This is a genomic window from Exiguobacterium sp. s161, from assembly GCF_018619045.1.
Lineage (GTDB): Bacteria > Bacillota > Bacilli > Exiguobacteriales > Exiguobacteriaceae > Exiguobacterium_A > Exiguobacterium_A indicum.
Genome location: NZ_JACSNH010000002.1, coordinates 210158 through 223231, shown reverse-complemented (window position 1 = coordinate 223231; position 13074 = coordinate 210158). Strand labels below are relative to the sequence as shown.

13 protein-coding genes are annotated in these 13074 nt (G+C 47.2%); 9 read left to right on the top strand and 4 right to left on the bottom strand.

The features are described 5' to 3' along the window. Window positions 1–605: 605 nt before the first annotated feature. Window positions 606–1160, top strand: coding sequence for a hypothetical protein (locus KNQ14_RS08715; RefSeq protein WP_214860715.1), 555 nt, complete (start codon window positions 606–608; stop codon window positions 1158–1160). 151 nt (window positions 1161–1311) lie between these two features. Here KNQ14_RS08715 and KNQ14_RS08710 read toward each other — a convergent pair whose 3' ends face one another. From KNQ14_RS08710 to KNQ14_RS08700, 3 genes are read right to left on the bottom strand one after another with little or no spacing between them, the layout of a single operon-like run. Beyond that, window positions 1312–1716 carry a DUF350 domain-containing protein gene (locus tag KNQ14_RS08710; RefSeq protein ID WP_023467822.1) on the bottom strand — a complete coding sequence of 135 codons (405 nt, stop codon included), beginning with the start codon at window positions 1714–1716 and terminating at the stop codon, window positions 1312–1314. Between the two features lie 13 nt (window positions 1717–1729). Further along, window positions 1730–1897 carry a hypothetical protein gene (locus KNQ14_RS08705; RefSeq protein ID WP_023467823.1) on the bottom strand — a complete coding sequence of 56 codons (168 nt, stop codon included), beginning with the start codon at window positions 1895–1897 and terminating at the stop codon, window positions 1730–1732. Window positions 1898–1952: 55 nt separating this feature from the next. Continuing rightward, complete coding sequence (locus KNQ14_RS08700) at window positions 1953–3068, bottom strand: GGDEF domain-containing protein (protein WP_214860713.1); 1116 nt, start codon at window positions 3066–3068, stop codon at window positions 1953–1955. 239 nt (window positions 3069–3307) lie between these two features. Here KNQ14_RS08700 and KNQ14_RS08695 point away from each other — a divergent pair, with 239 nt between their 5' ends. The 5 genes from KNQ14_RS08695 to KNQ14_RS08675 are packed head-to-tail and all read left to right on the top strand — an operon-like array spanning window position 3308 to window position 8135. Beyond that, on the top strand, window positions 3308–4747 hold the full coding sequence (locus tag KNQ14_RS08695) for a GntP family permease (RefSeq protein WP_214860864.1): 1440 nt from the start codon (window positions 3308–3310) through the stop codon (window positions 4745–4747). Window positions 4748–4771: 24 nt separating this feature from the next. Further along, entirely contained in the window at window positions 4772–5473 is a 702-nt protein-coding gene (locus tag KNQ14_RS08690; protein ID WP_214860712.1) for a CoA transferase subunit A, read from the top strand. A gap of 13 nt (window positions 5474–5486) precedes the next feature. Beyond that, window positions 5487–6149: a 3-oxoacid CoA-transferase subunit B gene (locus tag KNQ14_RS08685; protein WP_214860711.1), complete on the top strand. Its 663-nt coding sequence runs from the start codon at window positions 5487–5489 to the stop codon at window positions 6147–6149. 5 nt (window positions 6150–6154) lie between these two features. After that, window positions 6155–6931 carry a 3-hydroxybutyrate dehydrogenase gene (locus KNQ14_RS08680; RefSeq protein ID WP_214860710.1) on the top strand — a complete coding sequence of 259 codons (777 nt, stop codon included), beginning with the start codon at window positions 6155–6157 and terminating at the stop codon, window positions 6929–6931. A 13-nt stretch (window positions 6932–6944) separates the two neighbouring features. After that, complete coding sequence (locus KNQ14_RS08675) at window positions 6945–8135, top strand: acetyl-CoA C-acetyltransferase (RefSeq protein WP_214860709.1); 1191 nt, start codon at window positions 6945–6947, stop codon at window positions 8133–8135. A 58-nt stretch (window positions 8136–8193) separates the two neighbouring features. On the opposite strand, the gene KNQ14_RS08670 is transcribed toward KNQ14_RS08675, so the two are convergent. Then, window positions 8194–9126, bottom strand: coding sequence for a DUF2268 domain-containing putative Zn-dependent protease (locus KNQ14_RS08670; protein WP_214860708.1), 933 nt, complete (start codon window positions 9124–9126; stop codon window positions 8194–8196). 280 nt (window positions 9127–9406) lie between these two features. Between KNQ14_RS08670 and brnQ the strand changes: the two genes are divergently transcribed. The 3 genes from brnQ to KNQ14_RS08655 all read left to right on the top strand — a co-directional run bounded on the left by brnQ (window position 9407) and on the right by KNQ14_RS08655 (window position 12833). After that, window positions 9407–10747 (top strand): branched-chain amino acid transport system II carrier protein, encoded by a 1341-nt coding sequence (brnQ, locus tag KNQ14_RS08665; RefSeq protein ID WP_214860707.1) that lies wholly within the window; start codon window positions 9407–9409, stop codon window positions 10745–10747. A 153-nt stretch (window positions 10748–10900) separates the two neighbouring features. Beyond that, window positions 10901–11221, top strand: coding sequence for an antibiotic biosynthesis monooxygenase (locus tag KNQ14_RS08660; protein ID WP_023467832.1), 321 nt, complete (start codon window positions 10901–10903; stop codon window positions 11219–11221). Between the two features lie 133 nt (window positions 11222–11354). Continuing rightward, the gene (locus KNQ14_RS08655; protein WP_214860704.1) at window positions 11355–12833 is read left to right on the top strand and encodes an AraC family transcriptional regulator; all 1479 of its coding nucleotides are present in this window, start codon (window positions 11355–11357) and stop codon (window positions 12831–12833) included. Window positions 12834–13074: the final 241 nt, after the last annotated feature.

Genomic DNA, 13074 nt, shown 5'->3' with positions numbered 1-13074 from the left:
GGATTGTATCAATCATGATTCAAGGAAAAACATTGTTTTCGAAAGGAGATTCATTGAATGAAAACCTTTTTAAACATCAACATAGCTAGCTTTTTATATGCCATCGCTTTATTCGTTCCATTACAATTCATGCTAAATATCAATCGAATCATAAGACTTACTGATATATCTTCAAGTATGTTTTGGACTCTGAATATCATGATCGGATGCCTCACTCTAATCAGTATTCCTTTTTTAATTAGACGGATCACCTTCACGTCCACTCTACATAAGTCGTTTGAACGAATCATCTGTCTTTCCTGGTTCGTCTACTTTGTTTTATTCACATATCTCATAAGTAGGATTATTCCAGTCACGAATGAAGGAGACATGCCAAGCCCTGGTTTAGGCTTCATTTTAATCACCATTGTATTAACGTACCCACTTTTTGTAATGGTTTCTAAATTTCTTATCGTGGATCAAAAGTCGATGAAAGATTGAAAAAGTAGCAATTTGAAAGAAATGAATGATGTTATGAGGAATCTACTGCTCCCGAACATTTTTTACAGATCTTAATAGAGGGATGTAAGATACATAAAATTTCATAGCATTAAGGAGAGGGTATTTTGAAAAAACGATATTTATATTTCTATTCGACAGTCATTGAATTAATCGGGGGAAGCTTGTATTCGTATCAAGCAGGATATATCCCTTATACAACACCTTATATAGATAAAGAGCATGAGGAGTTGATGGATGCTAAGACCGTCAATTCAGTCAATCGAAAAGACTACATCGATAGATCGATGCGAGATATGGCTAACTTTGCACCTTATTCGACGGGTGACTCCATTACAAAGAATGTGACCATGAATGAACTAAGGTCGAAGATTGATACGATGTACCACATCGAAAAATCTTTCCAATTCAAGTCGAATGATCCAGAATCAAAATCCTTACAAAAAGTAGAGAAGAACTATACTGCTTATATTGAGGCGCTTGAATATGTTGCGAGCAATATGCACGGTAAGGAATCGATGAACGTCGATCAAGCAAACTATCTGAAGAGTGCTTGGAATGAGGTCGTTACACCTGCACAATATATAAAAGATGAGGTCGATCGTTCTCAAGAAGGAGAGGCCGTCATGTTTGAAAAAGAAATTACTTCAGTTTGGAACTAATATGGATGGGGTTTAGGATGGATAAATTTGAACGTTTCGAATGACACAGTTAGATTACGACCTTATAAAGCTAGAATCTATAATATGGATTAAATGATATATAATCTAAACAGCCCTGAATCCTAATGATCCAGGGCTGTTTTCATGTGTTTTAATATGTAAGCGATCCTGCAATGATCAAACCGATCGAAATCGATAAGAAAAGGAGCAGCAAGCCGACTGCTTCGTTGTTCGCATCAATCTCTTTCGTCATGCTCAAGCGTGGGATTAGTAAATCCGCGAGATAGAATAAGACGATTTGTAAGACGATCGCGAGTGCGCCCCATAACACCATATCGAGAATGCTGACAGAGTTCGAGATACTCGAATAGAGGACGATGGCGAGACCAAGAATACGTCCACCGAAGGCGTAGACGGCTGCTTTCTTCCCGTTACGGATTAGTTCGAGCTCCTTTGATTTCGTCGTCACCTCGAACAGGACGACACCGATTGCAAGGAGTACGGTCGCGACACCGATATACGAGAGCGTTGAAAGGAATAGATCACTGAATGTCATGCTGGTACCTCCATCATGATTTTTTATTTTTTTTGCGTTGTTCGTATGCAACATACAATTCAAGCAGTGCTCCGACGAGAATACCTGCTGATACATACAAATAGAAGTTGTCACCAATGAATCCGAACAAGAGACCTAAAATGAGGCCGATCAGGATATAGGGACCTTTTGCTAACTTCATGCCAATCACCTACCTCTTCTTTAAAGGTAGCGGATTTCAGAGGTGGCGTCCATCGTTATTCTTGAAAGCTGACGGCAGATTCTGCATTAGGAGAAAACAGGACGACTTGATTCCGTCCTTGTTGCTTTGCCTGATAGAGGGCAGCATCCGCATCCAGTAGAAGATCGTCGATTTGCAGTGTCGTCTCATCGTACGCGGATAAACCAAACGATGCCGTGAGCGATAGCTCTGTCGTCGCTAGTCGGAACGGACTAGAAGCGATCCGTTCACGTAATTGTTCTGCTAAAGGCAGGACTTCAGCAAGCGGAACACCCTCGAACAGGACCGAAAATTCCTCGCCGCCGTTACGGGATAAATATCCGCTTTCTGCCACTCCATCGCGCAGTCGATTGGCGAACTGCCGTAGCACCTCGTCGCCCGCCTCATGTCCATACGTATCGTTGACCTGTTTAAAATGATCAATATCGATCGTCAACAACACGACCGACTGTTTGTTTAGGATCAATCGCTGTTTGACATCCGTATAGTATTCGTTGAAGGCGCGTGAATTATTTAATCCTGTCAAAAAGTCGAGTTGCGCTTTTTGCCGAAGCATCCGTAATGATTGTTTGGTCAACCGAATATCGCGAATGATCAGTAGGGCGAGCCAGCTACTGACGAACGATGCAGGAATGACGACTGCCATCACTTCAAGTAGAAGAATCTGTTTCGGTAAGACAATCCATAAGACAAGAGCGTGTAAAGCCGTCGCGTAGAGCGTCACGAGTGTGAATGTTCGTTTTGCATAAGGTGGCATTTCGCGAACGATTAAGCTCGTTCCTAAAGCAATGGCGACAATGAAGCCGAATGCGGTGAAGGCTGCTAGATTCGTTCCTAAACTGAAACGATAGATGATGATCGCGATCGTCACGATCGTTGTCGGGATGGCGCCACCAAAGTAGGCAGCGACGACGACCGGAATATGACGCAAATCAACCATGACGCCAGGTGCTGCTTCAATCGTCATCTGCATGAGTAGTAACGAGATGACACTTAGAGCAAGACCGTACAATACGCGTGTCAGCCATGGGGATTCACGGGTGATCGGGAGCGGTGATAATTTTCCGAGCAGATAGAAACCAGCCATTAATAGCGTCACGTTATGCAAGACGTCAAAAAGGATGCTTTTCATGAAATGTCCATCCCTTCAAATAAAGTACGTTACTTAAAAGACATACGCCATAAAAGGACTAACTCCTGTTCCTTGAAAAAATAATCTATCTGATGCAATTGTGTCTATAATGTGAACTTATGATTTCTATAAGCTGTACTTATAGTTTGACGGAATTTAATTGACCTCTTCGACACTACGTTGTTAAATGATGAAGAAGCGATATGAAAGCGCTTACTAAAATCGAAGGAGATCTACTTATGGAACTTGTCATCATTCTTCTTGCCTTATCCTTATTGATGTTCGTTGCCTATCGTGGTTTTTCGGTCATCCTATTTGCGCCAATCTGTGCCTTGTTCGCCGTCTTACTGACGAACCCGGATTGGGTGTTACCCTTCTTCTCGAATATCTTCATGGAAAAGATGGTCGGTTTCATCAAGGCGTACTTCCCGGTCTTCCTCCTCGGAGCGATTTTCGGAAAAGTCGTTGAGATGTCTGGTATCGCGGAGTCGATCGCGAAGACGATCATCCGCATGATCGGTGCGAAACGCGCCATTCTTGCCATCGTCTTACTCGGCGCCATTCTTACATATAGCGGTGTCAGCCTGTTCGTCGTCGTCTTCGCTGTTTATCCGTTCGCAGCGAACTTGTTCCGCGAAGCAAACATCCCGAAACGACTCATTCCGGGAACGATTGCACTTGGTGCATTCACGTTCACGATGGATGCCTTACCAGGAACACCACAGATTCAAAACGTCATCCCAACGACGTTCTTCAAAACGGATATCTATGCTGCACCAATCATGGGAACAGTCGGTGGATTGTTCATCCTAGTCGTCGGCATGTGGTATCTCGAGTCACGCAAGAAAAAAGCCCATCAAGCAGGGGAGGGCTACGCTGGATTTGAAGCAACGGCGGCAAGTGCCGCACCGCAGATGGAGTTGAAGAATGAACCGGAAATGGCACTCGAGACGGATCGTCAACCAGTCTATCGTCAAGTCCTTGCCTTCGTTCCACTCGTCCTCGTTGCCGTCATGAACAAAGTCTTCACACTCTCGATTCCGAAATGGTATCCGGAAGGATTTGATTTTTCAGCAATTGGTCTAGAAGCATTCGGAAAGATCGAGACACCGGCCGTTCTTGCGATCTGGTCCGTCCAAATGGCGTTATTGATCGGAATTCTCGCAGCGATGCTGTATGACTTCCCGAAGATCAAGACGAATTTCCAAGCTGGTCTGAACGTCAGTATCGGTGGCGCGCTCCTAGCGGTCATGAATACAGGTGCTGAGTATGGTTTCGGAGGCGTCATCGCGGCACTCCCAGGATTCAAGTCCGTCTCAAGCGGAATCTCAGAGACCTTTACGAATCCGCTCGTCAACGGAGCCGTCACGACGACGACACTTGCCGGCGTCACCGGTTCCGCATCTGGTGGAATGGGGATTGCGTTAAGTGCGATGTCGGATAAATATACGCAAGCCATCACATCAGGCGGCGTTCCACCGGAAGTCATGCACCGCGTCATCTCGATGGCGTCCGGCGGGATGGATACGTTACCGCATAACGGTGCCGTCATCACGTTACTTGCCGTTACGGGGCTGACGCATCGTCAGTCGTATAAGGACATCTTCATGATTACGATTCTCAAGACAGTGACGGTCTTCTTGATGATCGGATTGTATAGCTTGACTGGTTTGTATTAAGAGTTTAGAAGGGGGCATCATCAGATGAAACAGGGGAAAGTATACGGATCATTCGCGGAAGCAACAGCAGACATCTTTGACGGGGCGACGCTAGTCGTAGGGGGCTTCGGACTCTGCGGAATCCCGGAAAAATCAATTACCGCGTTGCAAGAGAAGGGCGTCAAGGATTTGACGGTCGTCAGTAATAACTGTGGCGTCGATGACTTCGGACTCGGTCTCCTCTTGCAGACGCGACAAATCAAGAAGATGATTTCGTCGTATGTCGGGGAAAACAAGACGTTCGAGCAACAATACCTCAGTGGCGAGATTGAAGTCGATCTCGTCCCACAAGGTACGCTTGCCGAACGTATCCGTGCCGGTGGAGCTGGCATTCCCGGTTTCTATACACCAACAGGCGTCGGGACACCGATTGCTGAAGGGAAGGAACAAAAAGAGTTCGATGGAAAAACGTATCTGCTGGAAGAAGGAATCGTCGGCGATTTTGCGATCGTCAAGGCATGGAAAGCAGATCGACTCGGAAATCTCATCTTCCGAAAGACATCACGCAACTTTAACCCGATCGTCGCAACAGCCGGAAAAGTAACGATCGTTGAAGTCGAAGAACTCGTCGAAGTCGGTGAACTCGACCCGAATGAGATTCATACACCTGCTGTCTACGTCCAGCGCATCGTCGTCGGAACGGATTATGAAAAACGCATCGAACGCCGGACTGTCCGGGAAGCTTGAGGAGGAGACGGATATGAAAACGACACGAGAGATCATCATTGAACGCGCACTTCAGGAAGTTGAAGATGGGATGTACGTCAACCTCGGGATCGGAATTCCGACATTGATCGCCAATGCGATTCCGGACGATATGCATGTCATGCTGCAATCCGAAAATGGACTGCTTGGCATCGGACCGTATCCGCTTGATCATGAAGTCGATGCCGATGAAATCAATGCCGGCAAAGAAACGGTCACGGCACAATCCGGAGCTTCTTACTTCGACAGTGCCGAATCGTTCGCGATGATTCGCGGTGGGCACATCGACCTCGCGATCCTCGGTGGGATGGAGGTCGATCAAAACGGTGACCTCGCGAACTGGATGATTCCGGGCAAAATGGTCAAAGGCATGGGTGGGGCGATGGACCTCGTCAACGGAGCGAAACGCGTCGTCATCATCATGGAGCATGTCAACAAACACGGCGAATCGAAAGTCAAACAGGCGTGTACCTTGCCGTTGACAGGACGCGCCGTCGTCAACCGTTTGATTACGGACCGGGCCGTCTTTGATTTCACACCGCACGGAATGGTCTTGATCGAGACGCTGAATGGTCATACGGTCGAAGATGTCAAACAAGTCACGGAAGCACGATTCACGGTCAGTCCGGAACTCGAGCGCGTGACGGTAGGGGAGTGAAGCAGATGGTTCAAGGAGATATCGTACTCGTCACAGGTGCAGGAAGCGGAATTGGTCTTGAAATCTCAAAGGCGTTCGCTGTGGCAGGAGCGAAGGTCGTCGTAACGGACGTTCGCGCGGAAGCAGCAGAAGAGGCGGCGGCGGCGATTCGGGCAGACGGTCATGAAGCGGTCGGCATGTCGCTCAACGTCACCGATGAAGCACAGGTCGAAGCCGTCTTGAAGCAGACGGTCGAACAATTTGGTCGACTCGACGTCTTGATCAATAACGCGGGTCTTCAACACGTCTCACCAATTGAAGAGTTTCCGACTGAGAAATTCGAATTGATGATCAAGATCATGTTGACGGCGCCGTTCATCGCTATCAAACATGCCTTTCCGATCATGAAGGAACAAGGCTACGGACGGATTCTTAACATGGCATCGATCAATGGTTTGATCGGTTTTGCCGGGAAAGCGGCATACAACTCGGCGAAGCATGGGTTGCTCGGCTTGACGAAAGTCGCAGCCCTTGAAGGAGCGGAACACGGAATCACCGTCAACGCGATTTGCCCGGGGTACGTCGATACCCCTCTTGTCCGCAATCAGATGGAAGACTTAGCAAAGACGCGTCACGTCGAGCTTGAGAAGGTACTCGAGGAAGTCATCTATCCGCTCGTTCCACAAAAACGGTTGCTCGCCGTCGAGGAGATTGCGGATTATGCATTGTTCCTCGCGAGCCGCAAAGCAAAAGGCATCACCGGACAAGCGAACGTACTCGATGGAGGATATACGATTCAATAAGGAGATGGAGCAGATGAGTGAAGCAGTCGTCATCGTCAGTGCGACGCGCACGGCGATCGGGAATTTCAATGGGAGTTTGAAGGACGTCAAAGCAACCGAACTTGGAGCGACAGTCATCCGTGCAGCACTTGATAAAGCAGGTGTCGCTGGGAATCACGTCGATGAAGTCTTTTTCGGTAACGTCCTCTCAGCAGGACTTGGTCAAAATCCAGCACGGCAAGCGGCACTCGCTGCCGGATTACCGGAGACATGTCCAGCGATGACCGTTAACAAGGTCTGCGGATCCGGTCTCTCAGCCGTCCATCTCGCGTATCAGGCGATCAAGTCGGGTGAAGCCGATGTCATCGTTGCCGGTGGGATGGAGAACATGAGCCAAGCGCCGTATGTCCTATCGGGCGCGCGGTCTGGGCTGAAGATGGGTGACCAACCGCTCGTCGATACGATCATCCATGATGGACTTGAGTGCGCGTTTAATGACTATCACATGGGAATCACGGCAGAGAATTTAGCCGACATCTACGAACTCTCCCGCGAAGCCCAGGACCAGTTCGCGGCGACGAGTCAGCAAAAAGCGCAGACGGCATTAGCAGAAGAACGGTTCGTCTCGGAAATCACGCCAGTGTTGATTCCACAACGAAAAGGCGACCCGATCCGTTTTGATCAAGATGAGTTTCCACGTGCCGGAACATCTGTCGAAACACTCAGTCGTTTGCGCCCGGCATTCAAGAAGGACGGAACGGTCACGGCAGGCAATGCATCTGGCATCAATGACGGAGCTGCAGCGCTCGTCATCATGTCCGTGACAAAGGCACAAGAACTCGGCGTGACACCACTCGTTGAGATCGTCGCGAACGGAACGTCCGGTGTCGACCCGAGCATCATGGGAATCGGTCCCGTCCAAGCGGTCCAAAAGGCACTCGATAAAGCGGGACTGACGCTTGAGGAGATCGATGTCATCGAAGCGAACGAAGCGTTCGCGGCACAATCTCTCGCGGTCGATGCGGAGCTACAGTTCCCGCATGAGAAGCTCAACCGAAATGGCGGTGCAATCGCGCTCGGTCATCCGATCGGTGCGAGTGGGGCGCGGATTCTCGTTACGTTGATCCATGAACTCGAGCGGACGGGTGAGACACATGGTCTTGCGACGTTATGCGTCGGGGGCGGTCAAGGGGTAGCGACGATCGTCAAAAAATACGAAGGTTAACTAATAAAGCACGAGACGAAGGAGATGTTTGCTCCCGTTGTCTCGTGCTTTATTGATTTTAGCGAATCGTTAACATGTCTTTGTAACTGCTTTTTTCGAGAATTTGCACGGAGGACATCCGTGACCATTCCTTCAAGGAAATCTCGGGATGTTGCTTCACGAAGTCGGAGACGATCATGTAACCGAGTCTGTATTTTACGAACGATGGAATTTGTTTTTCGTAATTTCCTAAGAACAGATCATCCGTCGTCAATCGTTCCGCATTCAGCTCCGAAATCACATGCTCTAAAGTATGGTCAAGTAGAGTGGCGATCGCTTCCGATGATTCCACAGGATAAAGCTTGTGGGCAAAGAATTCCGCTTTTCCTTCGAGGATGATGTAATCGAGCATCGTCGCACGATTCGGTTCATCGAGGGCTACGGTATGATGGTACTCATGCGCCGTCGTGTTGCGTAATGATGTTTCCGAAAAATCCTTCAAGAAGAACAGACTCATTGAATTGTTTCCTTGCGCGACACCGCTGACACCACCATAACGTTTGGCATCATCATGCTCGATTGGTGTCGTCGGGGAGACGAAGACGACGAGCTTCTCATCCCGTGGAAGTTGTTTCATCGAAGTCAGGAGACTGGACTTGATCTGTTTCATGATGCGCTGATGGTGTTTTTTCAAATATGTATTCATCTGCTTTAAGTCCTTGATGTTTTCCGATGGCTGTTCGTAAAGGCTAGGAACGGGCATCGCTTGGAGCTGTTCTTTTTTGATGACGCTATTTTTAGCGCCCAATACATATTTTTTAAATAGTGCCTCATTGTCCTCTGGATGTTTCGAAGCCGCTTGAATGTAATCGTCATACGCCTTGTACAAAGGAACGATTTGAATCTCTTGTTTCTCATGCGTAAATGAGATGTCATACGTCTTCGGTTTTTCGGCAGCGGGGGAACAACTGGCAAGTAAAAGGGTGGCGCTAAGAAGATAGATCGATTTCATAGAAAAACCTCCTGTTTGATTATCCATATATTTACTTTCTTCATGAAGCCTTTTAATCCTACTACGTCATATGAACTTATGAATCCGGTTTCATGCTTCGACGCACAGACGTAACAAATTCTATAGACCATAGCTCCACCAAACTTTCTGCGCAATTTTCAGAATATTCTCCAGATAAACTCCTAGCACGAGCTCTTAAACGTATGGTATCCTTTCGAACGAAGTACTTCATCTGCTTAGGGAGCGAGATGAAGTCGATCATCATCAGTGGGGGTTTATTATGTCTAAAACTGTTCCAACATCATTTATCATCGTCATCGGCATGATGCTCTTCGCCTTATTCTTCGGGGCAGGAAATCTCATCTTTCCGCCGATGCTCGGACAGCTCGCAGGGGAGCATGTCTGGGTCGCCAATGCCGGATTCCTCGTCACCGGTGTCGGTCTACCATTGCTTGCGATTCTCGCATTCGCGTTTTCAGGGGAACGCGATTTACAAGCGATGGCGTCACGCGTTCATCCTGCGTTTGGAATCGGCTTCTCGGTCATTCTGTATCTTGCGATCGGTCCCTTTTTCGCGATTCCTCGTGCCGGAACGGTCTCGTATGAGATTGGAATCAAGCCGTTCTTCAGTGAATCGACGAGCCACTGGCCGCTACTCATCTTTACGGTCTTGTTCTACACGGTTGCGTGTCTCTTATCATTGAATCCGACGAAAATCGTCGATGTCGTCGGGAAAGTACTGACACCGATTAAAATCACGTTCATCGGTCTGTTGATCGTCGTCGCTGTCCTGCATCCAATCGGAAGTTTTCAGAATCCTTTGAAGACATATCAGTCGAATGCCTTCTTTAACGGTTTCCAGGAAGGATATATGACACTCGATGCACTCGGTGCCTTCGTCTTCGGGATTATCATCATCGCAGCGATCAAGGAAAAAGGTGTCACATCGAAGCGACAGTTGCTGTTGATTTGTACGAAAGCGTCATTGATCGCAGCGGCCTTGCTAGCAATCACGTATTCGGCACTTGCCTTCATGGGTGCTTCAAGTGTCTCGGAAATCGGACAACTGGCGAACGGCGCAGAGATTTTGTCAGCTGTGTCGGATTATTACTTCGGTGAATACGGTGCGATTTTACTCGGTCTGATGATCACGGTCGCCTGTATGACGACAAGCGTCGGCTTGATCACGGCCTGTGCGTCGTTCTTCTCGGCACTCGTACCAAAAATCTCGTACGTCAAATGGACGATTGGTCTATCGGTCTTCAGCGCACTCGTCGCGAACATCGGTCTGAATCAATTGCTCGCCGTCTCAAAACCAGTCTTGATGACACTTTATCCACTGGCAATCTGTCTCATCTTCCTGACATTCTTGCATCCACTCTTTAAAGGTAAACCAGCCGTCTATCAAGGGGCGCTTTGGATGACATTCGTCGTCAGTTTGTTTGATGGATTGAAGACAGCAGGGATTAACGTCTCAGCTGTCACGAACGTCTTCTACGCGGTATTACCGTTTGCTTCCGTCAGTCTCGGATGGGTCGTACCAGCCATCATTGGTGGAGTGATCGGAGCAGTCGTCGGTAAGAAAACAGCGGAGACACAATCGTCGTCGCGTGTGGCTTAAATTAAATCCCTTCACTCAGATTACACTGGGTGAAGGGATTTTTTTGTAACGATGAAACGTATTCTAACAACAGTTGTTGACAAAAACCGGAGGAATAATGCTATAGTGTTAATGCAAATGATATTCATTATCAATTAGAAGGAGTGATAGGTGATGTTCATCCAATTAAAAACATTTAAAGTCAAAAAAGGAAGTGCTGTTGAAATGATCGAGCGTTTTTCAGGAAAGGGAATCATCGAGCAACAACCAGGGTTCCTCGATTTAAGTGTCTTACATAAGAAGCGTACAAAAGAGGAAGAAGAAGTTCTTGTCCTGATCCGCTGGGATTCGGAACAAGACTGGAAAGCGTGGGAAACGAGTGAGGTACACCTTGCCGGTCACCGAGAAAGAAGGGGGCAACCAGGTCCCTCCTTCATTCTTGACGGTCAGCAACATTACTATGATGTGATTGGATTTAAGACAGCAGATACATGATCGACACAACAATAAACAATCACGTAGGCAAGTGAAAGAAAAGCATCTCGAAGATTCCCTTTCATATTGATCAAGATTGAACGGATACGGAAAAGCGTCAGATGGTATATGTTTTTTTAGGAGTGAGTTGAAGATGACAGAAGCACTGCATGCATTTCGAGTGAGGAAACACGCTTTACAGACAGGAGGACAATTAGCGATACGTCCGGGTTTGATTGTCGTCATACAAGGCGTTGGCATTACCTACACGGAAAGGAAACGTCTAGAATCGGGCGAAGCCTGTTTCATCATGAAATCAGGTGAACGATTCATCGTCCAGGAGGGACATTGTCTCTTGTATCAGTTAGAGGTTGAACTGACGCCATTTCTAGTCTACCGTCAACCAACGAATGAACTAGTGGAGTGTTTAGAACGAATGCGCGGATGTCCAAACACAATGACCGGTTCTCTTAGACAGCATCGCTATCTGTATCAACTACTGGAGCAATTAAGTGAACGTCGTCATGAGCAGACGTTTGAGGAAGTGACGTCCCAGTGGTTAAAAGAACTCGGAAAATCAAGAACAGTCAGTGACTTGGCAAGTGAGTTAAACATGTCACTGCCGACGTTTTCTCGTCAATTCAAAAAGCACTACGATCAATCACCAAAGGAACTGCTTCATCAATTGCGGATGCAACGGGCGAAGGAGTGGATGATTGCACATCCAGATTGGACGATTGCCGAGATCGCAGAACGTGTATCAATCAATGATGAATTTTATTTCAGCCGTCTCTTTAAAAAGCGTGAGGGACTATCACCAAGTAAGTACCGGAAACGGCTGTTTCCACGGGTCGGAATCTGGAGTCAAGCGTTGTTACAAGATCACTTATTGGCACTTGGGATTCAACCTGTCATCGCACCGTCTTTTCCGACACAATATCGTTCGAACGGTGTGCCAGACTATTTAAGTGAACTCGAAGGTACGCGACTATACGACGCGTCAGTAACGATTTTACCGGAATGGTTTGAGACATCAAATCTCGATCTCGTTTTACGGACACCGATACGAGGTGAATCACCACCTATGTTGACGTCTTGTCCGGTCATCGATATTTCGAAACAAACTTGTTGGAAGGATTACTTGTATGCTGTTGCTACGGCAACCGATACGCTTGAGCGAACGACTGACATCATCAACGAAGTCGAGACGCTTGAAACAATTGTGAAGCAACAGTCCGAATTCAATCGGAATGTGACATGGGCAGTTATTTGGATCAGAGACTCAGAAATCCGACTGTACGGACGAACAGGGCATACGATGTTAGATTTTCTGTTCAGTGAAATCGGTTTACAGCCCGTGGAAGGACTCCCGCACACCGTCTACATGACAATCAGCCTAGAAACATTACAGCAGTTGGATCCGGATGGTTTGTTCATACTGTGGAGTCAACCTGCAGATGTGGAACGAATTCGAGGAACGAGGGTGTGGCAAACGCTTCGTGCCGTTAGGTCGGAGCGTATATTTTACCCAGACAGTGTCGATTGGGATTCGTGGGGACCACTTGTGAGAATGCATATGTTACGTCAATTGCATACATATATCAGCGATAGTAACTGTTTTGTTTGTCCATGAAGAATGAAAAGAAAATCCATGTCACTCATCATTGATAATGATTATCATTACAGATGGAGTTCACGATGAGGCAGAGAAGACTGACAAATGAACCTAAAAAGTCGTCGCCTTGTCGTACGAATATTAGGGAGGATCGTTTGTTTGATTGGTGTTAAATCTCACGACGATATGTGACTTCTGCATTTAATCGATTGTGAAAACGGATTGAAGGAACTTGAAAACGTTTTACTTAAAATAAGTG